Annotated in this window: 15 protein-coding genes; 3 read left to right on the top strand and 12 right to left on the bottom strand. The window is 66.3% G+C overall.

Features of this window, described 5'->3' with window-relative positions; translation table 11 throughout:
• Positions 1-8: 8 nt before the first annotated feature.
• From HUA74_RS35145 to HUA74_RS46115, 4 genes are all read right to left on the bottom strand, one after another.
• Positions 9-1046 carry a hypothetical protein gene (locus tag HUA74_RS35145; protein WP_174458055.1) on the bottom strand — a complete coding sequence of 346 codons (1038 nt, stop codon included), beginning with the start codon at positions 1044-1046 and terminating at the stop codon, positions 9-11.
• Positions 1046-2746 carry a DUF1549 domain-containing protein gene (locus tag HUA74_RS35140; RefSeq protein ID WP_254625389.1) on the bottom strand — a complete coding sequence of 567 codons (1701 nt, stop codon included), beginning with the start codon at positions 2744-2746 and terminating at the stop codon, positions 1046-1048. Before HUA74_RS35140 ends, HUA74_RS35145 begins: the two co-directional genes overlap by 1 nt.
• A gap of 395 nt (positions 2747-3141) precedes the next feature.
• On the bottom strand, positions 3142-5094 hold the full coding sequence (locus HUA74_RS35135) for a hypothetical protein (RefSeq protein WP_141645202.1): 1953 nt from the start codon (positions 5092-5094) through the stop codon (positions 3142-3144).
• Positions 5095-5115: 21 nt separating this feature from the next.
• On the bottom strand, positions 5116-5769 hold the full coding sequence (locus HUA74_RS46115; protein WP_174458053.1) for a peptidoglycan-binding domain-containing protein: 654 nt from the start codon (positions 5767-5769) through the stop codon (positions 5116-5118).
• A gap of 451 nt (positions 5770-6220) precedes the next feature.
• On the opposite strand from HUA74_RS46115, the gene HUA74_RS35125 reads away from it, so the two are divergent.
• Positions 6221-7336, top strand: coding sequence for a hypothetical protein (locus HUA74_RS35125; RefSeq protein ID WP_174458052.1), 1116 nt, complete (start codon positions 6221-6223; stop codon positions 7334-7336).
• Between the two features lie 87 nt (positions 7337-7423).
• Here the strand turns inward: HUA74_RS35125 and HUA74_RS35120 are convergent, their stop codons facing one another.
• Both HUA74_RS35120 and HUA74_RS35115 read right to left on the bottom strand, forming a co-directional pair.
• Complete coding sequence (locus HUA74_RS35120) at positions 7424-10318, bottom strand: hypothetical protein (protein ID WP_174458051.1); 2895 nt, start codon at positions 10316-10318, stop codon at positions 7424-7426.
• A gap of 55 nt (positions 10319-10373) precedes the next feature.
• Positions 10374-11624, bottom strand: coding sequence for a Tat pathway signal protein (locus HUA74_RS35115; protein WP_174458050.1), 1251 nt, complete (start codon positions 11622-11624; stop codon positions 10374-10376).
• A gap of 535 nt (positions 11625-12159) precedes the next feature.
• On the opposite strand from HUA74_RS35115, the gene HUA74_RS35110 reads away from it, so the two are divergent.
• Entirely contained in the window at positions 12160-13980 is a 1821-nt protein-coding gene (locus HUA74_RS35110; protein ID WP_174458049.1) for a hypothetical protein, read from the top strand.
• Between the two features lie 25 nt (positions 13981-14005).
• Here the strand turns inward: HUA74_RS35110 and HUA74_RS35105 are convergent, their stop codons facing one another.
• Positions 14006-14398, bottom strand: coding sequence for a MazG nucleotide pyrophosphohydrolase domain-containing protein (locus HUA74_RS35105; protein ID WP_246137410.1), 393 nt, complete (start codon positions 14396-14398; stop codon positions 14006-14008).
• Positions 14399-14501: 103 nt separating this feature from the next.
• On the opposite strand from HUA74_RS35105, the gene HUA74_RS35100 reads away from it, so the two are divergent.
• The gene (locus HUA74_RS35100; RefSeq protein ID WP_174458048.1) at positions 14502-15035 is read left to right on the top strand and encodes a hypothetical protein; all 534 of its coding nucleotides are present in this window, start codon (positions 14502-14504) and stop codon (positions 15033-15035) included.
• A 147-nt stretch (positions 15036-15182) separates the two neighbouring features.
• Here HUA74_RS35100 and HUA74_RS35095 read toward each other — a convergent pair whose 3' ends face one another.
• The 5 genes from HUA74_RS35095 to HUA74_RS35075 form a co-directional block, all read right to left on the bottom strand.
• Complete coding sequence (locus HUA74_RS35095; protein WP_254625388.1) at positions 15183-15980, bottom strand: zinc-dependent metalloprotease; 798 nt, start codon at positions 15978-15980, stop codon at positions 15183-15185.
• 351 nt (positions 15981-16331) lie between these two features.
• A complete protein-coding gene (locus HUA74_RS35090) occupies positions 16332-16988 on the bottom strand; it encodes a DUF2490 domain-containing protein (RefSeq protein WP_254624082.1) in 657 nt (218 codons plus the stop codon).
• Positions 16989-17195: 207 nt separating this feature from the next.
• Entirely contained in the window at positions 17196-18713 is a 1518-nt protein-coding gene (locus HUA74_RS35085; RefSeq protein WP_174458046.1) for a kelch repeat-containing protein, read from the bottom strand.
• A 40-nt stretch (positions 18714-18753) separates the two neighbouring features.
• Positions 18754-19620 carry a hypothetical protein gene (locus tag HUA74_RS35080; protein ID WP_174458045.1) on the bottom strand — a complete coding sequence of 289 codons (867 nt, stop codon included), beginning with the start codon at positions 19618-19620 and terminating at the stop codon, positions 18754-18756.
• 75 nt (positions 19621-19695) lie between these two features.
• Positions 19696-22548 carry an SBBP repeat-containing protein gene (locus tag HUA74_RS35075; RefSeq protein WP_174458044.1) on the bottom strand — a complete coding sequence of 951 codons (2853 nt, stop codon included), beginning with the start codon at positions 22546-22548 and terminating at the stop codon, positions 19696-19698.
• Between the last annotated feature and the right edge of the window lie 346 nt (positions 22549-22894).

Below are 22894 nucleotides of genomic sequence, written 5' to 3'. Positions count from 1 at the left end.
TCCTCGGCTCAGTAGGTGATCCACAGCGGGTGACGGATGAGCGCCGCGCACGTGCCAACCCAGGCCAGGCGCGCGCTCTGCGCTTCGAGCGGGAGGTAGACCTGCTCGTACAGCGCCTTCAGCTCCGCGTCGTCGGGCGGCTGGCCCAGCATGCGCAGATAGAGGTTGCGCAGGTTCTTCTGCACCGCGTCCGGGTTCTTCGTGGACGTGTCCGCGAGCGTCACGAAGCGCAGCACCGCCTTGTTGTTGGGCTTGTCCACCGCGCGCCCACACCAGGCCTGGGACACCTGGACCAGGGCCTGTCCGGCGGAGGGGCCGAAGGTCGTGTCCTTCTTGCGGTACGCCAGGGAGTTGCCGCCTCCGAGCGCCTCGAACCGCTCGACGGTGCGCAGGTCGGAGACGTACTCGCCCGAGATGCCGGGAGACCAGTCACCAGGCCAGATGAAGAACTTGCCCCAGTTCACGACGTACGCCCGGTTGCGCCAGTCGGGGTTGCTCGTGCTGACGAAGTCCTCGAGCGTGAGCCCGAGCTGGTCCATCAGGCTCACCACCATCTCCTCGGCGGACAGCCGGCGGACGCGGAACTCCTCGGGTGACGGCGTCTCCAACTGCGCGGGGGGCGCCTTCAGGTCGCGAATCCACGCCTCCACCTGGGAGATGGTCATCGTGACGCGGCCGTTGGCGACGAGCTGCTCGTAGGGCTGGCCCGGAGGCATCTGGGCGTAGCTGCCAGGGGCGGTGCCCTTGAGCATCTGGACCAGGACGCTGCCCTCCGGGTCTCCGCGCTTCACGAACCGCTCGTTGTAGACGAGCCCGCTCTCGAACGCGGCGAGCGAGGCGAAGAAGGGCTTGTTGCCGTTGACGTGGCAGCCCTCACACGCGGGAGCGAGCGCGAGGCGGACCGCGTCGTTGTCGCTCGACGCCGCGCAGGTGTCGCCCCCGTCCGGCGTCCCATCGCCCCCCTGCGGGTGCGAGACATCCCCGAAACAAGCCCCCAGGCCGAACGCGAGCGCGACGGCCCCCAGCAACGAACGCAGTGTGCGCATCACAGGCCCCTCCGCAGCTCGGACTGTTCGAAGAGATGGCGGATGAAGGGCCGCAGCTTGCGCTCCCCCGCGACGAACTCCCGCGCGAGCTTGTCGATGAAGCCCTTCTCCGTGGCCGGATTCAGCTCCCGGCCGATGAACATCGCGTAGAGCTTGCGCGCGGCGCAGCGGTCGAACTCACCGGAGCGGACCAGCAGCTTGCCGAAGCCCAGCGGGCCCATGGTGCCATCGCCATGTTCGCCCAGCAGCGTGTACGACTCCGGCATCGTGTCGAGCAGCACCGCTTCCGGATTCGCCGTGAGCTCCTCCGGAGTGACGGGGGTCAACACCGTGTTGGGCGCGAAGGCGTTCTTCCAGCGCAGGCCCGGCGCATTGCCGATGTGCGGATACTTCCCGGACAGCCACTCCGCGGTGATGCGCTGATTGCCGATGCCCCCGATGAAGGGCCACGGAACGTAGTAGCTCGGGAACGGCGTGAAGTCCCAGCGCTTGAAGGCGATGGCCGCGGGGTCCAGCGTCTTGTGGCAGTGCAGGCACGTTCCGCCCGTCGCCGGGTCTATCTCCAGCGGCGGGAAGTGCACGTCCGCGGGAGGCGGCGAGAAGTTCTGGCAGGCGAAGATCTCCAGGAAACGCGCGGCCCGGACGCGCTCACGCGGAAACGACGACATGGCCCCCATCATGGTGAGCACCCCGGCGGCGGGCAGGCCCAGGGGCGCGTCCTTCGTCTTGCGCGGGTCGAAGCGGTAGGTGCGGTCCATGCTGCCGGAGCGGGTTTTGTCGGGGGTGAGCGAGAGATGGTAGGGCTCCAGCTCCTCCACCACGAACTCCCGCCACGCCTGCGGATCATCCGGCGTCGGGTGCATCGGGTCGCGCGGGGCATTGCCCACGTCCGGCCGCCACCACGTGCTGTTCTGGTCCACCACGTCGCTGCCCATCTGCCGGCCGAAGCGGATGTACAGCGCGCGCAGCCAGTTGGTTCCGACCGAGTAGTTGCCGACGACCAGGTCCGAGAGCGGCCGGTCATGCCACGCCAGGTGCGCGAACAGGCGCGCGGGCTCCTCGTAGGGGTGGCGGCGCTGCCCATTGAGGGTGGAGGTGCTCGCGGAGCCCAGGCCGGCGAGCGGCGAGCACCACATCAGATTCGGTCCGCATCCACAGCCCCGAGGCAGCCCGGGGTCGTAGTAGCCGCCGCTCGCGATGCCACAGTCCCAGGTCTTCCCGGTGGTGGTGTCGACGACCTGCTTGATGTCGGAGCCCGCCTTGCCCAGCACCTGGACCGTGGTGCCTGGCGCCCACCAGGGCTCGACGGTGCGCGCTTCCGGCACGGCGGGGTTCCCGCCACCGTCCTTGTCGGAGCACTGCTGCCCCGGGTCCCCCGAGGCGAATTCGTTCACCGCGTAGAGCGCGCCCGGGTGCAGGGTGTTGTCGGCGCACCGGTGCAGGTGTCCGGACATGTCGCCCTGGTACGCGTCGCCCGTGGCGCCCGTGGTGTAGGCGCCCACGGCGATCCACTCGTGTCCGAAGCGCAGCATCCGCTCATAGAACTTCGGAGAGGCGAGCACCTCGTCGAGCGTCGAGCGGAGCAGTGAGGCCCGCGCCTCGGGCGAGGCCGCGGCCGCCATGGCCTCGTACTGCTCCAGGGTCGGAGTCGTCCCCGTGAGTCCGAGCACGATGCGCCGCAGCAGGCGCGTGTCGCTCATCTGGTCCTCGGGTGGATCGACCGGCGAGGTCGGCCCGGGTCCACATTGCTGCGCGTGCGCGTCGGGCACGACGAGCCCGGACATCGCGAACAGCACGACCGCGAGGGCCGCGCTCTTCAAGTGCAGGTGCCAGTGCATACATGCGACAGTAGCATCAGGCGACGTGACAAGGCACGAGAGGAAATGTCTGTCATTTCGCGAGAATGAGGGGTGGACTCCCCTCCACACCTGACTGTCTTTTGTTCAGACGGCGGCCGTGACTCGAGGCCACGGTGGGGTGGACTCCCCTCTACACCGCCTCGGTGACGGATTCTCCCGGGCGTCCGAGGGCGCCTTCAGGAGCGCCCCATGCCGCGCCGCTCCATCCCTGGCGCCGCCCCCGTGGACGCTCGGCGCTAGCCAACGATTCGGATGAGGGAAATGGCCACGAGCGGGGCGTGGGTGGGCGTGGGTTTGCCCGCCACGTGGTCCCTGACGTGCTGAATCATGGCTTGAATGGCTTGCTTCAATGGATTCGCGCGGGTCTCCACCGTCTTGTTGTAGAGGCTGTTGAGCCGATACCTCACCACCACATCCGTGAAGCGGTTGTAGAGCTCGACGAAGTTGTCGTGGGCTTCTTCCATGAAGTCTTTCACGAAGGTGGAGATGTGCGCCTTCCCGAGCGTGTGGTCCACCCGCTCGACGAAGAAGGAATGCATCTTCAGCCAATGGGCCATGGGGTCGCTGTGCGCCTTCTTCGTGTCCGCGTCCTTGATGCAAAGCGCATAGAACGCCGGGATGTCCACTCGGAGCAGCTTGCTTCCCTGCGTGACGAGCTTGAGGGCCGTGGCGAGGTCCGTGGAGGCGAGCAGTTCCTTGAAGAGGGGGGTGAGCGACTCCGTCACCTTCTGGAGGCAGGCCAGCAGGAGCGGCTCCTCGCTTGCGTCCTCGATGCCCCGGGCGAACTGCTCCTGGTAGTTCTCCACCTCCTCCTTGAGGAAGCCATGCCGCATCACGGCCTCTTGGGTCTTGAAGGCCTTGGCGCGGTGGTGGACCTCCTTCCATGCCGCCTCGTAGTCCTCGATGAGCGTGTTCAACTCGCCGTGCAGCGCCACCCGCATGGCGCTCTGGTCCGCCTTCTCCTCGGTTCCCACGGTCCAGCGGTCCTTGCAGTAGTGCGCGACGATCTGGCGGTAGTCCTGCGTCTGTCCTTCGAGCGTCGTGGACAGGCTCGCCGGAAGCCGAGGCGCCAGGCTGTGGGTGGCGCCGATGTTCGCGCTCCCTCCCGAGGCTTGCGTCGTGGCTTGCAGGGTCACCGCGGCGCGCACGCGCTCGAACTCCTGGATGCTCCAGGTGACGATGGCATCCAGGGAGAGCGCCGTGTACTCAGCCCAGGGCTGGATGCTCGCGACGAGCCTGCCGAAGGCCAGCACGGCCTCCTTGCTGGCCTTGTTGCTCCCGGCGGCCGTCGCGGCCTGCGCGAGCACGTTGGCGAGCGGGTCTGAGCGAGGAACCAGGGTGTCCTTCTGCTTGTCGCACAGGGCTCCGAACTGGACGAACTGCTGGAGTGCCGGCAGGTCGCCGAGGATGGGTATCAGGAGCAGGTGCAGGCTCAGGAGGTGCCGGGCGCGCGCCTCGACGAGCGCCGGCCGATTCAATCCCAGGACCTCGATGGTCTTGGCCGTGCGACCGTAGGCGAGCGCCTTGTCGCCCTGGAGCAGATTGATGATCGGGCTGGGCATGGCCTGCCCGTTGCGAACATCGAAGCGGATGAGGGCGCGCGGTTCGTCGACTCCAGGGTCGATGAGGATGGCCTGCTCGAGGAGGTTGGGATTCGCGGGGCTCTGTCGCTTCTCCGCGACGGTGGGAACCTTCAGGGGGCCCACGCCCAGGTACTGTTGCTCGGCGGCGGTGGCGGTGAGGCTGGGCAAGAGGCCGAAATAGTTCTTCTTGTACTGCTCGTTGCAGACGCCACAGGAGAGGAAGAGGTTGTTCCAATCGAAGGCGCGCCAGAAATACGCGTCGGCGATGGTCGCCATCTTGCCTGTCTTGTCGAAGAAGGTGACGCCCTTCTTGGGACGGAAGTGCTCCACGTCGCCGTAGTGGCTGTGGATGATGCGCGTCTCGCAATACGCGCACTTCCCGTAGTGACAGGCGACGAGCTGGGCCTTGACCTCATTGGGCGCATAGCTCTTCGAGCTGATCTCCAGTTTCGCGAGGTACTCCTCCTGGTTCTTCGAGATCTGGCTCGCGGAGAGTCCGGTGCTCGCGAACTGATTGTATTCGAGCAGCCACGCGGCGGCCTGCTTCGCGGTCTCCACCAGCTTCGCGGGTGGGGGGCCCTTCTGGGCCGCTGAGATTTGAATCATGGAGAGGGTCTCGGTGGGGGCTCAGCGCCCGTGGCGCGCGAGGAGTGTCTCGCGGGTGCGTGCGTCCAGCTCACCCGTGGTGGGAAGTCCCTGCTGCTCCTGGAAGCGGCGCAGCGCTCCCTCCAACACGTCCGCGGGAGGGTTGTCGATGGGGCCGTCATGAAGGCCCAGGTTGCGCAGGCGGGTGAGCGTCCCATGGGGAGTCTCCACGGGCGCGAGCATCCTCAGGTCCAGCTCATAGGTGAGCAGGAAGGGCTCCTCGCCCAGGTATACCGTGGCGCGGGGCGCATCAGGGCGGATGAAACACTCCACGAGCCCCCGGTCCGTGGTCTTTCCCTGGAGCTCCTTTCCCTCCACCACGACGGTGAAGGGCGTGCGAGGCATCGGTTGGCCAAAGACGAGGGGAAGAAATCGCAGCACCGAGGGCACGCCCCGGCGGGTGAACTTGTGCACGGCCCCGGTCCTGACGGTGACCTTCTTCTCGCGGAACGGAGGGATGTAGAGCACGTCTCCCGCCGCGAGCGCGTTGGGGTCACGCCCCTCCTTCCGGAGGGGCTCATTCTCGGCGTGATTCCAGAGCGTCCTGCCCACGTGCCCGGATTCGTAGGCAATGCTTTCGACGCTCTCCCCCTCGCGCACGGTGTGGTGCGTGCCCGGATTCAATCGGTTCACCATGAATCATCCAGACTGCACGTGACGTGCCTTGCTCGGGCATGTCCCCGGTGGTCTCGCGGCGAGGAGGCACGGCCTCCCGGAGGAGGCCCGGTGTGCGTGCGTGGGAGACGCGCATGCGTTTCGAGAGGACGCGCTCCGTCCAGGAGGGCTGGAACCGTCCACGCGGCTTCGGCGTCAAACACCGCCCCACGTCTCCTGCCCCCGCCATGCGCCCAATCCTGCTCCTGTTGCTGATGCTCTCCGCTTGCGCGACCTCGCCATCGACCTTGGCCGGGAAGAAGGCTGCCGCGGCTGTCGCGGAGCCTCCCTCGCCCGCTCCGAGCGGACCGTTTGGAACGGCGCATCGCTTCGGGAGGTGGCTGATGGGATGTCAGGCCCGCGAGGACACGAATGGAGACGGGGCAATCGTGGCGCTCGACAAGAAGGGCCGGGTCCTGCAACGGAGCGCACCATGTGGCCTCAGGTCCTGCTGGTACTGCTGAGCACGTCGCCATCCGAGGGGCTCGATATCGGAGAGGTCTCCTCCTTCTCCGACGTCACCGAGGGGTGGCAGGTGGACCCCGCCCTCGACCTGTCCGAGGCGATTCTCAGGGGACCCCAGGCGCCCGTCTTCAGCACCGCGGATGGCGGCGCCTGCGTGGACATCGGGAGATGGTCGGGCACCCACGGGAACCAGAACTGGGTCTGGGTCCATTGTCCCGCGCCCCCCGATGCGGGAGGGGCCTCCCGTCCCTGCCAGAAGCTCATCTCCAGCGTGACGGACCTGTCTGTGCTCGGTGAGTTTTGCCCGAAGGCCGCCGTCGCCTTCGCGGAGCTGGAGCTGGCGAGCTGTGGCCTGGGGGACTTCGAGCGCCTCCTGCGTCGGTCCTCGTCGATGAAGGTCCGCGTGCCGAAGACGAAGGACAAAGCCATCCAGGCGCTTCGGCGAATGGCCAGGTACGACCGAGGGGTGTTCCAGTCGGAGACCCTCGGGTGCGCGGAGACAGTCACCTCGCCTGACGGGCGCCTGCGGTCCTGGACCCTGCGGCGCGCCGCGCGAGGCCTGAAGGACGAACTGGAGAGAGGCCGCGCGTACCTCCAATGGCTCACACCCGAGGGGACATTCGGGTTCGCTCTCGACAGGTCGCTGGAGGAACTCCAGCTCGACGCCATCCTGGACGGACTCACCCCGATTCCTGGCAACCTCCAGGAGTATCTGCTGACGGGTTACAGCCTCCTGGGTTTCGACTATCTGCGCTTCGCGGAGGTCATCACGCTGGCGGAGGGGCGCCCGAGGCTGGCGAAGGGCCGGTTCCTCGTGGAGGGACAGAAGGAGGACGTGCTCATCGTCACCGGAGGTGTTCCTGAGACGGGCAAGCCTCGGCACAGCCCGGTCTACAACCACTTCCTCCGGTTGAAGGGCGCGCAACTGTGGGCAGAGCCCATCCCGGGGAGTTCATGTTGCAGCCGCGTGCGGAAGCCCTTCGTGCTGGGGGAATGGACGGGCGAGGCCTTCACCATGAAAGAGGGCGGCTGGGCCCGGCTGCTTCGGCTCCGGGGGACTCGGGTGCTTCACCCAGGACGTTGAGACCCGGCCCGCTCGCGCGAGGGGCCCCGGGCCGCGCGGCGGAGCCCCCTCCGAGGCGGCCGCGCGGCCAGAGACGTCGTCCTCGACTCAGAGGAAGTCGCTGCCACCCTGGTTCAGGCCATTCAGGGCCTTCTGGTGCTCCTCGCGGAGCTTGATTGCGGCGGTGCGGGGGTTCGGAGCTGGGAGGGGCAGGGCGTTCCCGGATTGTACGAGGCATCGCGACAGGTGGACAATCCAGGGGCCGCAGCTGTGCTGCCCCCCAAAGCCACCACCGTGGTTGTCATTCTGATAGGGGATGTCACACCGCTCGACTTCCAGGTCTGGGAACGCGCGTCGCAGGGGGCCGAGGTTCGGCACGCTGCTCGGGTTGAGCGGGTCGATGTAGAGCACGCGGGCCTGAGGCCTGCCTCCGAACGGTGACGGCGCCGCCTTGATGTAGATCAACCCCCAGTGGTTGCCGTTGACGTTGTAGGGCTGGACGATGATGCGGGGCTCGCGATCTTCGGCCATGCCCTGGAGGGCATCGTCAAACGCGTCGGGCCCCAGGCGACGGAGCTGGTAGGCGCCGAGTCCGGGGCGCACGACCACATTGGGCATGCGCCCGATGAAGTGCTCCATGAGCCGGAGGATCTGGCGATCCGTGTAGTAGTGCTCGTCCTCGATTTTGTCGCCGTTCGAATGGACGTCCGGGTCCTTCTTCTTCTGGGCCTTCGGCGAGGAGGGCTCCGAACTCGACGGCACCGACTCCTTGGCGAGCTGCCGCTCCACCACTCCCACCTTCGCGGCCTCGTCGTCCTGCTGGAGGAGGGAGTCGAGGTTCTCGGTCTGGGACACCTTCACCCGTTTGACCTTGCCCCGGTTGTCGTTGCTCAAGAGCGGCGGAAAGATGCCCAGGCCACTCCCTCCGCTGAAGCCGCTCAAGCCTGTTTTGCCGAAGAGCGGTGTCGACATCAGGCCCGCAAGGAGCAAGGGATTGCCTCCTCTTCCACCGAGCAGCGACGAATAGAGGCCGAGTCGGGGCCCCAGCAACGAGGGCAGCTTGGGCTTGGGCTTCTCAGGACGCGTCTTGCAACCCCCTTCGCACAGGGGATTGACACAGTGCAGTCCCGAGTAGTCCCACAGGGGCTCCCAATACGACTCGAGCATGTCCTTCACGGCGGACGCGCCCTCCACCAGGTAGTTGAACTCGGAGAGGAAGCCTGGATAGAGATTGTCGGACCCGACGACATACGACTCGTCGTCGACAATCATGATTTTCGCGTGATTGCCCGGCGCGGACGGAACCTTGGGATAGAAGGCGCCGCTGGCCTTCTTGACCGACTCCTGTGCGCTCCCGATGACGCCCTTGACCGGTGGCACCGTGGCGAGCGAGGGTTGTTTCAGGGTCGCCGTCTTTCCCTCCTCCGTGAGCTTGGGCCAGAAATAGGTCTCACCTTCGGTGGTGCTCCCCTCGGGGACCTTGTCCGTGAAATAGAGCGGCGCGATGTGCAGTCGCTCCAACGCACGCTCCCGCACGTCCGCATCTGGCAGCCGGGTGTCGGTGTCCACGGCATGCGTCGCGTAGTACTGGAACAGCTCGAACGTGCGACACGCGCCCGAGCCGAACGAATATTGGTCGCCCTCCGCGCCCGCGCCGGCGTCCAGGGGGGAAACCACGACCTGGACGACCAGCTTCTCGTTCTTGAGCAGCGCGTCCATGATCCAGTGGCAGACGACGTGGGAGGACCACTTCTTCTTCCACGCGCTCACCAGGTCCATCTGGGACAACCGCAGGATGCTCTTCGCGCCCTGGATCAACTCCTGCTTCATCAGCTCGGACGCCTTCTCGTAGTCCTCCTCCAGGTTCGAGCCCTTCCAGTACTTGCCGAGCGACAAGACGCGGGTCGCCTTCTTGTACTCACCGAGGCTGGCGTAGGAGCTGTACTTCTTCTCCTTGAACACCGGCAGCTCCAGGTCGGCGAGGGTCTGGAGGTCATCCCTCCGGATGTCGTCCTCGATGAGGTCCTCGTCCAGGTCTTCGTCCGACTCCGACAGGAGCTTCTTGCTGGAGTGGCTGGGAGAGGACTTGAAGTCCTCCACGCTCCCACCATGCAGCTGCGCGAGCGCCTCGAAACGCTCGGTCCGGTAATCAATGGCATCCTGCTCGTTCAGCGGGTCCTTGAGCTCCCAAGGCTTGCCGACGTGGTCATCGCCGTTCTTCCAGACGCCGGCATCGACATCCAGATACTCCTTCGTGAACACATCCGTTTTGCACGCCCACATCTGGTTCAAGTACAGCTGCGACCCCAGGGCCGCCTCACCATGCATGACGACCGACACGTCATGCACCGGCGGATAGCTGGTGAACAGGTCCATGTTGAGGTTGTGTCCCCCCACCAGGGATTCAATGCCATCCACGGCGATGATCTTCGAGTGATTCCACGTCATCTTCGTGAAGTCGTCATCACCCTCCGACACCATCCAGCTCGGCAGCGACTCCGCGAGGCGCGCGAGGAGCCCTGACTGGAGTCCTTCCCGGAGCCGGTAGAACTGGCCCATCCAGATCTCCGGCTTCATCTTCCAGTGGCGCGTCCGCGCCCTCACCAGTCGAATCAGCGCGCCCTGGAAGTCGATGAGCGGGGGCGCCGTGCCGTTCATGAGGAGCATGGGCGTCTGCCCGAACAGGAACCGGAACTGGGTCCGCTTCGTCCTGCCCATGTCCTCGCTCAGCGCGGCATCCATGGCCCCCAGAATCACCTTGGCCCATTCGGGGTCCGGGCTGTTGAGCGAGGCCACGTCACAGCGGAACTTCGACTTCTGGATGACCTCGACGAGCGCTCGTTCGAACTCCTTCGTGCGCTTCCGGGCCTGGTCCATGATGCCGGGACCAAAGTCCAGTCCCCAGATGCGAGGCGTGTCCATGATTCGCACATAGCTCGCACCGCTCAGGTGATTGAAATAGCGGGGTTCGACCTTGCTTCGCACCGCGTTGATCTGACTCATCTGCTCCGCACTCCTCGCCTGAGCTGTCCCTGCCCCTCGGAAGCCACGACCTGATTCACAGGAACGTCCAGTCCACCCAGCCACCACCGGTCTGCTCGATGGTGCAGGGATAGGCGAGCCTGTAGGGAGGCGTGCCCACCACGTCCTCGAAGTAGTATTTGTTCCAGCCCAGGACGCCGTGGATGGAGGACACCCGCCGGACGGACTGCCGCGACACATAACGAGACGTCCGGGTCTGCCCGCCCGCCATGGCGTCGAAATGAGAATGCGCTGTATGGATTCTCTTTCGCAGTTGCCTGACGGTATCGCGGACCTGGCTTTTCGTGTGGAAGGTCGTTCCCCATCGGGTCAGGTAGCCCCGCGCCATCTTGTAGATGAGCCGGGGAACCGCCGCGACGTCGTCGCTGAACTTCTTCGGGTCATACAGGCCATCGGTGGTGCCGATTCCCGCGACGGTGCTGTGGCGCCCTCGGGTCGCGTAGAGCCGATACCCTTCGGGCTTGGGGAGGTCGGAGGCGAGGAGGGGGTCCGCCAACTGGCGGTTGTTGGCGAGCGTCTGCCACGTGCTCCCCAGGCCCCGGCCCTCGATGGCCTCGTGTTCGCGTTGCTGGGTCATCCTCGCATTGGGCCGGGGAATCACCGCGCTGAAGCCCACGTCCAGATGGTCCCAGGCGTAGACGCCGACGTAGTTGACGACATTGGGAGGCAGCTGGGTCTGGATGCCGTACCACTCGCCGGTGCCCGGAACGGGGTCGATGGCGAAGATGTTGATGGGGATGTTCCGACAGGCCTCGCCCCCATAGGCATACAGGAACCAGGCGGCCATGATGGATTCGACCGCGCCGCGGCTGTGCCCGACGAAGTTGTACTGTTCCGCCCCGCTGGCGGCGGCACGGCTCGCGGCATGCAGTGCGAGCGCCGCATCCGCCCAGCCCGCTATCTGGCCCCCCATGGTCCGCTGGTTGCCTTCCGAGTAGGCCCGCGCGTACTTGCGCAGCTCTTCCGGCGCGCCGGGCAGGGTGGCGTCCAGCGGGTCACACGTGTCCATCTGGTCGTACCAGTCGTTCTCGCCGACACCTCGCACGGTGACGCTCTTCTTCGTGTCCTGGAGGTGGGTGGAGATCTCCGTGTGGAGCCGTACCGGGATGTATCCGGTCCCCTTGTCGAAGATGTCTTTGTGGCTGATGAGGCGCTGGTCGTTCTTGGCGAAGAGGCCGAGAAGCTTGTAGTCCCAATATCGCGTGACTTCGCCCTCGTCTCGCGCGCAGGCGGTTCCACAGAAACACACGGTGTAGACACTCGGCATGCCGGCTTCATCCCAGTTGAATAGGTTCCTTGAGGAGACGCGTGAGCCCAGCCCATCGCGAACGGGCCATCCGGCGGACGTCACACGTGCCACCCGCCCGTAATCCACATTTCGTGCCGTGGACGCGGCGAGGACTGATTCGCCCCACTCCATGGGCCCAGGAGGAGGCCCGCCTCGGGCGGTGGACGGACGCGCGCCTCTGGCCGGGGGCCGTGACGGATGCCGGGGCTCGGACCGCGCGCCGACGTGTCCCTTCCGACCCTGGGTGGAGCGGTGGGATCGCAACCCGCGCTCAGGCGCGATGTCGGCACTGCGTTTCATGGGGACGCAGCCGCGTTCCTCCAGGCCGCGCGCGACGCTCGCCTCCCTGGTGTCTCTCCACAGATGGGCACCCGACGGTCAGCGGTGGCGCGTCGTACTGATAGTGGAAGCGCGGGTGCTCACGCACTGCCCGGGTCGTCCCGCCCTCACCGACTCCGTGGGTGGAGGACAGACCCGAGTGGCAGGCTTGGGACTCCAGCGCGAGGAGTGTGTCGTGAAGAGCTTCGAGCCGCGGCGTGACGTGCCCATGGTCGAGCAGGTCACCTCTCGGGACGAGCGGATGGAGGGAGTGGCTCATCCCCGGGTGGCTGCCCTGCAAGCGCTCGGGGAGCGGCTCAATCAGGGCCCCCGCGTGGTGGCGCAGGCGAAGCTGGCGGCGAGCCTGGGAGGCCGCTCGCCAAATGCCCCCATCCAGCGCGTGGGCGGCGCGAAGTTCGGGCTCCGTGTGGCGGATGCGGCCCGCGAATCCGCGGGGCACCAGCGGCTCCGCGAAATCCATGCGGCGTACAAAGAGGAGGTCAAGGCTGGCAAGGCCGCCGCCGTCGCCGACTTCGACGGACACGAGGATGAGATTGAAGCCCAGACAGCCTACTCCCATGCGCTGGAGAACGCCGAGCTCACCCCCCAGGGACTGGTGACGCGTCTGGGGGGCGATGAGGACTTCAGCGTGGCGGGAGATGTCATCTCCTACCAGGGCGCCCCATTGGCAAACATCCTCAGGGGGAACGCGGCGTATCTGCTCGCGACTCCGGCCGCGCATGGCGTCGCCAACATCTACAAGAAACACACCCTGGAGGGGCCCAGCGACAGGGACTACGTGCGGGTCCGAGGGCGGATGCTTCGGCGCCAGGCCTGGCGCGGCATCACCCCTCCCGAGCGCAAGGCCCTCAGGGAAGGCCGGGCGCTCACGCCCATGAATCGGGGTCACCTCACGGAAGGGCGACTCGGTTACAACTTCGATGCGAGCACGGGAGCGCCGACGCCGCGGGTCCGGAACGTGGGAGAGGGCAAGGTGAGCGACCTGGAGTGGCTCAACACTCACGCGAACACGCAGCTGGACGAAATCCCCAACGAGCCCCGGTTGCTGTCCTTCCTCCAGACTCGCAAGGGCGTTGGAAAGCTGCTGTCGGCCCGGTCCACGCCTGGAGACATCACCTCCAATCATGGCGTGGGCTTCAGCGGCTATGGCGAGGTGGAAATCGATCTGGCCAGGGTTCCCGTGGCGAACTTCGTCCACCACTACAAGGACGAACCCTTCGATGCGGGTGAGCTGGCCGAACAGGTGGGGAGGAACCACCCATCCGGGCCCCTCAGGTGGGAGACGGACCGCGCCAACGAAACGGTCCTGCGCAACCGGGAGATTGTCCTGAGCGAGATTCCCCGCGCCGCGGTGACGAACCTCACGGATACGCCCGCCCGGCAGGCCTATGAGGCGGAGTTCGCCCTCACCTATACCCGGTACTTCCAGGAGAAGTATCGGGAGGTGGTGTTCGAGGAGACAGAGCTGGATGAGCCCGCTCCCGTTCCGGCGCCCGACGCCATTCCCTATATCGAGGACCACTACACGCAGCTGCAGGCGCGGACGGATGGTGCCCACCTCATCAGAGAGGCATCAACTCGCGGGAGCGCGGACGCCGCCGAGCGTGTCGCCTATATCAATGCCTGGCGGAAGTCCTACGTCATCGCCTGGAAGCGGGCCTACGAGGAGGCTGCCTGGGAATCCGCCGTGTATGACGACGAGGGGAACACCGCCGAAATCGTGGTCCCCGAGCCCCGGTTGCCGGACCATGTGGGCGATGGGCTCGGCGAGGCCGCGGGGCTGTCCGCTGGCGGCGCGGATGGAATTCTCGACGGAGCCGCCGCGACTCGGAGCGGTCCGGCCTCCTCCAGCTCCAGCGAGCAGAAGCAACAGTCGCGCGGGGGCCAGGGGGAAGACGACAGCGATACCGACGAGCCCAAGGTGGTCGACAAGCGGTCCACGCGAAAATCGAAGGGTGGCAAGCGCGAAAAGAAGAAGTCAGTGCGCAAGACGTGAGGGGCCCTGAACCGGGGCGCCTGGCTCAGCTCCAGGTGCGCTGCTGGTTTCGCGCGTTCTTCTCTCGGAAGGCCTGCTCCAGGTCCACACCGACGCGGTTGGCGATGGCCAGCAGGTAGTTGAACACGTCCACCAGCTCCTCGCCGACATGGGCACGGGCCTGTTCGGTGGGCGTGCCGCGTCCCTCGTCATAGAGCTTCTCGTGGCGGCGCACCGCCTTGAACACCTCGCCCACCTCCTCTCCCATGAGGAAGCAGTTGTGGACCAGGTCCAGCTTCAACCAGCCATGCAGGGCCTCCAGCTCGTGGATGTAGTGCTGGTAGTCCTTCATGGAGGCACCCGGGGGCAGTTCAATCATCCCCCCGTCCTCGACCATGACGGGGTGGACGTCAACCGCCGCCACGCGCTCGCGGGCCATGACGGCGTCACGAGCCTTGTCCCCTCGATGGAGGTGTGGCCCCAGGGCCGCACGGACCTGTGCACGTGGCTTGCAATCGGGCTTCCCCAGGAGGCATCGATACGTGATTCAGCGACCTTGGACCTGCATCTGGGCGTCTGTGCTGTCAGTGGCCGTGGGGTGCGCGGAGGCGCCACTGCGCGGCGAGGAGACGCCGTCACGCGTGGAGATCGCGCTCGCGGATGAGGGCTGTGACACGGAGACGAGCACCCGGTGCTTGTGCGTGGGCACGGTCGGCGACGCGGCGCCTCGACTGGAGGAAGTGGGCGTGGACCTGGACGTCCTGCGAAAGGACGGATGGCCGTGCGTGCGGGGTGACTTCGACCAGGACGGAGCGCCGGACTACGCCTTCCCGGGCGAAGGCTACTCGTGCAACGAGTCCGTCCCCGTGCGGGTGCTCTTCACGCGCGGCGGGCACGTGCGGGAGGTCCTGGCGCTGCCGCGCGAGGTGAGCTGCCTTCAGCGCTACGTCCCCCAGGGCGCGCCCATGGGTTCGAGTCAGGGGCTGGTCGACCGGGGCGAGGGCAACGCCACCTGGTTCTACCAGTTCGACGGCAAGGGCTGGCTCGTGACGTCCCAGCGCTCCGAAGAGAACTGATTCGATACACGGGGGCCACACCGCATGAAGCCGCGAACCTCCAGCCCGGACGTGAGTCGCGGACTGGAGGCTCGGGCGGTGAGGGCGGAGCCCTCGAGGAGCACCCCCCACGGCGTCAGGATTGAATCCGTGGGGAGCGCGCCAGGACTAGTACAGGGTGGTCAGCGCGGTGCGGTCGGAGGCGGTGAAGTTGCCCGTCTCCGTCGAACGGAAGCAGGAGTTCATGAGCGAGCCACCCGTCGTCGCCGTGGTCGGCGTGCCGGCGATGTGGATGGCGCCGACGCCCGCGGCGCCCTCGTTGCCACCCGAGCCGCAGCTGATGGCGCGGTTGTAGTAGTCAGAGTGACGGAAGCCGACCGTGTGGCCCAGCTCGTGGGTGATGACGTGCTCGTTCACGCCCACGCTGTAGGTGTTGAGGCCGGTGCCGATGTTGATGGTGCCGTAGGGACGGCCGCCGGAGGGGAAGCCCGCGGAGCCGCCCGTGCCGGTCGTGGTCCGCGCGGAGATGGTCGCGCTGCACGTGCCCGTGCTGCCACGCGCCATGGTGAAGCTCAGGCCCAGCGCGTTGTAGTTCGCGATGGCCAGATCCAGGCCCTGGCTCAGCCGCGCGTAGCCGTTGAACGCGGCCGTCGGAACGATGCAGATGCGCGTGATGCTGGAGGCGACCAGGTTGGTCGTGCGGTACTGCTCCGGGCCGGCCTCGACGGGCTGCAGCATCTCGCGGGACGCCTCGAGCGTCACATGGGCGTCGCGGCCCACGTACACGTCGCCATCCGCCACCATGATGTCGTTCGCCGGGAAGCCGGCCTCGACCAGGTTGGCGATGATTTCCTGCTCGTGCTGTGCGTCATCGACCTGCGTGTCGGTGCCGCAGCCAGTCAGCAGCGCGCTACCGGTCATCGCGAGGACAGCAGCTCCCTTGAACATCTTCTGGAACACGGGCATCGGAGATTCCTCGTCCATTCAGACTACGGGGGGACGCGTCATCCGCCTGGTGTCCACCAGCTGCGGCCTGACGCGCTCCGGGCCTTGAGCAATCGATGGGCCAAGCAGTCTCGCAGGGTGAGAAACCCGCAAATGGCGTATAACATGGACTACGGGTGCTCCAGGTGTTCCGCTCCAGTGCGTAAAGGGTGTTGACGGCGCTTCGCACAGCTCCGCGTAATTGCTGCGGATTGTGGGGAAATTACGAAGTGTTTCGGAAACACACAGTGATGTCTGTTTATCGGTCATCTGCCCCCTGGGGCAAAGACACCCCAGGCACGGGGACTGGGGGCCGGAGCACCGATCGCCTTGCTACAAGTAGTTGAAGGGCATGGAGACGGAGAGCGCGTGAATGAGTTGATCCGTCTCGGAGGAGGGCCGGCGGATGAAGGCGTTGAGGTAGCCCACCTCCACGGAAGAGTGGTCTGCGTACTTCCAGCCCACGCCGAGGAACGCGCGGTTCGTGTCGAAGCCCGCGCTGGGACCGCCCTCCACCGAGTTGAGATGGTAGAAGACCTCGTCCCAGAGAATCAGTGACAGGCGCCCCTCCGCGGCCACGGGCTGGGCACCGCGGAGCATGACGCGCGCGCGGAGGGAGACCTCCGTCGTCCCGGAGAGGAAGCGCTGCTCGAAGCGCGCCCGGAGCGTCCCTCGCACGGACCCCAGCTTCGGCGTGTAGAGGTACTGCTGATAGAGGCGGCTCTCACCCCGCTGTAGCGCAGGGTCTCCATCCCAGACCCAGAGCGGAATCCAGCCCTGGCCCAGCCACAGGGACATGTCCTGGAACAGCCGCACGCCTCCCGCCGAGCGGAGGATGGCGCGGCCGTCGTCCTTGCTGAAGCGCGGCTGCGCCTCCAGGTAGTAGAGGAAGTGCTCTCCGATGTGGCCCTGTGCCGACACGGTGTACCAGAGCTGGGCTTCCGCCTGGACGGGCCGGGCCTCCACGGTGCGGAAGGGAATGACAAGCATCAGTCCGAGGAGGGACCGCAACATCTGCGAGCGCATGGTGCGGATGCCTAGACCACGACTCGGACACGGGCTCAATCCGGTGGGAGACGCGACTGCGGCTTGTGTGACGAAGCCGCAGCGGTCCTGGCGCGGCGTGGGCCTTGTCTCCCGGAGGCGCCACGTTCCGGCAGCGGGTTGGCTGATGAACAACTCCCGCCCCACGCGGCCCTACTGGATGTTGAGCGCGTAGTTGCCGCAGTGGACGCTGTATCCCTCGACCTTGACGGTGATTTTCTGTCCCGCGACGAGTGAGAGTGTCAGCGAGGACTGGGACGTCGAACTGTTCGCCTCATCGTTGCAGCCGAGCGACTGGCTCGTGGTGCTGTCGACAATCTCGAGGACGGTGTCGAAGTCGGAGCCGGCGGTGGTGAAGGTGAAGAGGCCGGTGGAGGGCGCCGTCCAGGCATAGGTGGCGTCCGGGGACACGCTGTAGGCGCAGCTCGGGGTGAAGGTGTCGGCCGCGCCGCACGTGTAGCCCTGCGCGACCCTGCCCATGGGGGCGGAGGAGAGGGTGTACAGCTCGGAGGTCCGCCCTCCATTCGTGACGAGCATGTTTCCATCGACGAGCGTGATGGCGCTGTGCCAGGAGCGGCCGGTCGCCATGGGGGCCGTGAGGGACCAGGTGTTGGTCGCGGGGTCGTACAGCTCCGCGGACTGCCGTGTGTTCCGGTTGTTGCTGGTGTGGCCGCCGGTGACCAGGACCTTGCCATCCACCAGCGCGGCGGTGTGGAACGCACGGGGCGTGCTCATCGTTCCGGCGGGGGACCAGGTGTTGGTCGTGGAGTCGTACAGCTCCGCGGCCGCCACATCTTCCCAACCGCCCACGACCAACACCTTTCCGTTGGGCAGGCGCGTCGCCGTGTGGTCCCAACGCGCCGTGGCCATGGACGCGGTCGCGGACCAGGAGTTCGTGGCGGGGTCATACAGGCGCGCCGTGGCGTGGGTCGCTCCATCCCATCCCCCGACGTGCAGCACCTTCCCGTTGGGCAACAAGGTCGACGTCGAGCCCAACCGGGTCGGGCTCTGGGCTCCCGCGAGAGACCAGGTGTTGGTCGCCGGGTCATACACTTCAGGGGTGGAGACGTAGCCGCCAGTCACCACCACCTTGCCGTTGGTGAGCAGCGTCGCGGTGCAGTCCTCCTGGGCCGTGCGCATCGCGCCGGCGGCGGACCAGGAGTTGGTCGCCGGGTCATAGACTTCCGCGGTCGCCGTCCTGCCCGTGCTGGTGTAGCCGCCCACGACGAACACCTTTCCGTTCGCGAGCAAGGTGGCCACGGGCCCGTCGCGATTGACGGCCATGGACGCGGCCATGGACCAGGTCCGGGTGGCCGGGTCATAGAGCTCCGCGCTGGCCAGGTAGTTGTTGGAGCTGCTGTTGTACGAGTACCCACCCGCCACCAGCACCTTGCCCGAGTTCAGTCGCACGCTGGCGGCCCTGTGTCGGTCGATGCTCAGGGAGCCGGTGGCCTCCCAACGGGGCGCAAGCGAGGCCAGCGAGGCCTCCGAGGCCATGGGAGAAACAACGGCCGTCAGGTCCGTGGAGGCCTCGGGTGAGCCCACTTCGTGTGAGAGGCGGGTCTGCTCCCCATCACAAGCCAGGCCCCCCACGAGCCCGACGAATGCGGCGAGAAGCGTGGGGGCGACACCTCTGGGGAACAAGCACCGGCCTTGAAAGAATGCATTCATGATGACTCCCTGACTCGATTTGGAGGGGCTGGCTTCATGGCTACGGGACGTACAGGACGGAGACTGGGGAGTAGCTGGAGTAGCTGCCATTGGGCTTGAGCCGGCCCTTCGACCTGAACTCGTAGACGCCCGCCGAGGCCACGGTCACCTCGAACGCGAGGTAGTCGCCGCGAGTGATGGTGGACCACGGGGTGGTGCCGGTGCGGCGGTACTCGAAGACGTGCTCGGGAGTGGGCCCCAAGGCCGGTTTGTGACACTCGGAACACGAGGTCACGGATGGAATGGCCACGAACTTGTGGGCCCCTGCGTTGCTGGCACTGGAGACGATGAAGGGATAGACCGCGTACGTCTTGGGAGTGAGCGAGTCGGTCTGCGGCGGGGAGCGAATCGTCGGCAGCTCGGGGCAATGGGTGGCGAGCTGGTAGGCGGCCGAGAAGGTGGCATGCCGGCAGTACTCGGACTCGACCAGGGTGTAGCTGATGGAGATCCGATAGCGTGTTATCGGCACGCCCCAGGGATTCACGAAGGTGTCGAGCTTGACGAGATGCAACGGCGCGCGCTGCGCGAGCTTGTCGTCCAGCCCGAACTTCCCGAAGCTGTTTGCCTGGAACAGGTCGAGGGTGATGCCCGCTGGGACTTCGTGAAGGAAGTTCACGAAGACGGTGGACGTCTCGCCACTGCATGCCTTGCGCTCGGTGGTGATTCCTTCGTAGAGCACCGGCGTGTTGTGGTCGGAATAGTCCTGCTCGCAGCCAGGGTAGTCGAGCGTCGTGAAGGCGGCGTCCTCGACACTCGCGGATGCGCGCGTGGTGGCAGGTCCTTCGAGGAGGGCCTCCTCGGAAGCACCACAACCCGCGGCGAGGGCCGTGCAAGTCCCCGCGAGCAACAGCCCGAGATGGTTTTTCATGGGATTGGCTCCAGGCAAGGGGCCCCTCCACCCGGAGCCACGGAGTGGAAGGGCCGCATGTTGCCTTGGTGGGGGCTACTGGAGCTGTATCTCGACGTTGTCCAGACCCCAGGCCTCTTCATTGATTCCGGAGAGGTCCGCCGCGGCAAAGGACAGCGTCAGGTTCGTGGCCGAGTGGTTGAACGTGTACTTGAGCCGGTACACCGAGTCCCCCATGGGATACAGGAGGGTGTTTCGCTCGAAAGCGCCTGCTCCGGCCGCGTTCACCGCGGGGTAGTTCCCTGGATACGACTGGCTGCTCCGCGTGTTGGAGAAGGTGGTGTCGAGCAGGAGGGGAAGTCCCGATGCCGTCAGCCGGAATCGGCTGGGGCCGAAGGCGCCGTTGCCATCCCAGCCATTGATGACATACAGGTCGAAGCTGACGGTGGCCGTGGTGTGCGGGGGCAGGGACGGGAGCGTGAGACTGACGGTCTCGTTGCTGAACTCGCCGAGGAAGGTGCGGCCTCCCGCGGGCACCGTGCTCCTGAGCTGTGAGCTCCACTCACCGGCGCCAGCGCCCGCTTCGAAGTTGACCAGGTAGACGGACTGGGGGGCGGGCTGGGGAGGAGGCGGAGTGCCCTGGGTCTGGGCACTGGTCTGGACGGCCGCGGCGCCGCTGGCGAACGAGGTGTCATTGGTGACGAACACGTCCGTGATGCAGGCCCACAACGTGGCGATCTGGGTGACCCCCGCGTTCTGGCAGACCTGCTGGGCCTGCTGCCGCTGGGCGGGGGTGGGTGACGGCGGTGCGACAGGGAAGTTGAGGTTGGTGAACGTGGCGGTGGACTCGCCCGCGGCATAGTCGAACAGTGACTCCGCCTGGGAGATTCGCCAGCTGTTCACGTAGGCCTGTGGGCCGACATACATCTGCGCGAACGAAGGAGGCGCGGCGAGTGGCGTGTTGTCGCGCAGGACGAAATCGTCGGCGCGGTTGCCATTGAAGTTGCCCAGGGGCCCCCGGACGTTGCCTCGGCGCGCCGGGGACAGCAGCACGTCGACATTCATGTAGGAGCCGACGGGAGTGATGACCAGGTGGTCTCCGGTTGGCCACTCAACGACGTATCCGCTCCCCCGAGGGATGATGCGCCCTCCGTCGCGCAGCGGGGTCTCCTTGGTGATGGGAACCGCGAGGCCGTTGATCTTGAAGGGAGGCGAAGCCCCCAGGTAGTAGGCCACGCGCTCGGTGCCAAGCCTGGCGGCGACGGCCTTGAAGACGCTGACATGGGAAGAGCCGTTCCAGGGGAGCTGGCGGGCCTGGATGTGAAGGTCGCCGACGGTCGACTCGGCGAGGATGAACTCTCCGTGCCCTTGGAAGTCATAGGCATAGCCGTCGAAGGTCACGTAGTGCGGGTCTCCCCAGCCATAGCTGAGGTGGCACTGGCCTGGCGTCGTGATGGTGCAGCCTTCCAGGTACCTGAACACGAGCAGGTCGGTGCTGCCTTGAGACGTGGCGCGGAGGGTGGGGAAGGCCGCGTCGGTGTGGCCCACGATGTACACCCCGGCCCCCGTGTCGACGGCGATGCCCGCGCCGATGTCGAACTCGGCGTTGGGAAGGGTCGGGTGGGTCGAGCCGATCTGCCGGCTCTTCAACGGGGCTCCGGTCGCGCTGAAGCTCCTCATGAAGACATCGGTTTCCGCCAGGTCGCCGCTGTCGAGCGGGGCGCCGGTCTTGATGTCGTGGTTGCTGATGCCCGTCACGTACACCGTACCGCCGCCGTCGGAGGTGACTCCGTACAGCATGTCCCGCCCGGCGGTTCCGAACTGCTGCTGCCATTGGACCGTGCCGTCCGGCCGGAACTTCAGGAGCAGGGCATCGTACTCGGCGCTGGGATTGGTTCCCGCGTAGCTCCCGATGGTGTAGCCGACCAGATAGATATCAATCTCGCCGGTGAGTCGTCGCGAGGTGGCCAGGTCCTCCATCACATCCTGGGTGGTGGTTCCAAACTGCTTCGCCCATATCTGGGTGCCCGTGGGGCCCAGCTTGACCATGAAGACGTCGCTGGTCAGGCTGCTGCTGTCCGTATTGTTTCCCCCGAGATTGCCGTGGGTGTGGCCGCCCACGTAGATGTCGCCATTGGCGTCCGTGGCGACGCCCCGGGCCTGGTCGTTCTTGTTGTTGCTGCTGACGAGTGGCTTCGACCATTGCAGGGTCCCCGCCGCATCGTATTTCACGACGAAGGCATCGGTCCCCGAAGAGGCCGTGGCTGAATACCCGACGATGTAGATGTTGCCGCTCTTGTCGGTGGCGACCGAGGTCGCGCGGTCCGCGGTCGGGGTGCCGAACAGCCGGGTCCAGATGCGGGTCCCCTTCTTGTCATACTTCGTCAGGAAGGCATCGGAGCTGCCCGAGTTCGTGTTCCCGTCGAGGTTGCCCGAGGTGTAGCCGGCGACATAGATGACGGGGTCGTTGCAGCGACCGCCGACGTCGAAGGTGGCGATGGACTCGGCGAAGTCCGCGGGGTTGGGGTTGGCGGAGGTGGCGGGCGCGCCATGCTGGCGGGCCCATTGAAACGCGCCCGCCAGATTGTACTTGGCCAGGAACCAGTCACTCCCGACGGCGGTGGTGCTCCCGTCGAAGCTGCCCGTGGTGTAGCCCACCGCATAGACGCCTTCGCAGGACGCCGCGACATCTGTTCCCTGGTCCAGGCCGCTGGTGCCGCGCATCTGGAGCCAGTTGGGCGCGTCTTCCGGAAGCATCGTGCGAGCGGGCCCGGCGGCTTCAGTCTTTGTCGCGGAGGGCGGCGCCGAGACGCGTGGAGAGACGGGGAGCAGGGAGAACGGGCTGTCTGGCGATTCGAGTTGTGGCGCCGCGGTGTCTCCAGGTGTGACGGACTTTGCTGGCAGGCTGGTGAGCAGGCATAGCGACAGCAGACTCATGCTTTGAAGCATGTCGTGTCTCCCTTGTGGTTTGCCCCCGTGCCCCTGGAGATGGACAGTCGCTGTATGGACGGAGTTCTTCGTCGCGGATGAGCGTGACGGGTGGAGCGAACTTCGGGCTGCGTGTGGACGGCTGGTTTTGGGTGGAGGGCTTCGTGGCCGTGGAGGCCGCTGTGAGACTTCGTTGGGTTTAGCACTCTTCCGCCTCGGCCCGCACCCCCTGGACTGTCACTTCATCGAAGTGGAGTTGTCACAGTCCTGCGGGTTTCCCTTAGTCGTGTGATGTCTTTTGGGACTGGATGGCCCCGTCTTCGTGGACCTGTCTCTCGGGCGACTTCGCGCTTCCCCGACAGTGAAG

Source organism: Myxococcus sp. CA051A (assembly GCF_013336705.1).
Lineage (GTDB): Bacteria > Myxococcota > Myxococcia > Myxococcales > Myxococcaceae > Myxococcus > Myxococcus llanfairpwllgwyngyllgogerychwyrndrobwllllantysiliogogogochensis.
The sequence above is the reverse complement of the archived record's forward strand: the minus strand, read 5'-3'. Positions and strand labels throughout refer to the sequence as shown.

Coding starts and splice junctions, on each gene's coding strand:
- HUA74_RS35145 (WP_174458055.1), bottom strand. CDS start 1,046: ATGCGCACACTGCGTTCGTTGCTGGGGGCCGTCGCGCTCGCGTTCGGC.
- HUA74_RS35140 (WP_254625389.1), bottom strand. CDS start 2,746: ATGAGCGACACGCGCCTGCTGCGGCGCATCGTGCTCGGACTCACGGGG.
- HUA74_RS35135 (WP_141645202.1), bottom strand. CDS start 5,094: ATGATTCAAATCTCAGCGGCCCAGAAGGGCCCCCCACCCGCGAAGCTG.
- HUA74_RS46115 (WP_174458053.1), bottom strand. CDS start 5,769: ATGGTGAACCGATTGAATCCGGGCACGCACCACACCGTGCGCGAGGGG.
- HUA74_RS35125 (WP_174458052.1), top strand. CDS start 6,221: ATGTGGCCTCAGGTCCTGCTGGTACTGCTGAGCACGTCGCCATCCGAG.
- HUA74_RS35120 (WP_174458051.1), bottom strand. CDS start 10,318: ATGAGTCAGATCAACGCGGTGCGAAGCAAGGTCGAACCCCGCTATTTC.
- HUA74_RS35115 (WP_174458050.1), bottom strand. CDS start 11,624: ATGCCGAGTGTCTACACCGTGTGTTTCTGTGGAACCGCCTGCGCGCGA.
- HUA74_RS35105 (WP_246137410.1), bottom strand. CDS start 14,398: ATGGCCCGCGAGCGCGTGGCGGCGGTTGACGTCCACCCCGTCATGGTC.
- HUA74_RS35095 (WP_254625388.1), bottom strand. CDS start 15,980: ATGCCCGTGTTCCAGAAGATGTTCAAGGGAGCTGCTGTCCTCGCGATG.
- HUA74_RS35090 (WP_254624082.1), bottom strand. CDS start 16,988: ATGCTTGTCATTCCCTTCCGCACCGTGGAGGCCCGGCCCGTCCAGGCG.
- HUA74_RS35085 (WP_174458046.1), bottom strand. CDS start 18,713: ATGAATGCATTCTTTCAAGGCCGGTGCTTGTTCCCCAGAGGTGTCGCC.
- HUA74_RS35080 (WP_174458045.1), bottom strand. CDS start 19,620: ATGAAAAACCATCTCGGGCTGTTGCTCGCGGGGACTTGCACGGCCCTC.
- HUA74_RS35075 (WP_174458044.1), bottom strand. CDS start 22,548: ATGCTTCAAAGCATGAGTCTGCTGTCGCTATGCCTGCTCACCAGCCTG.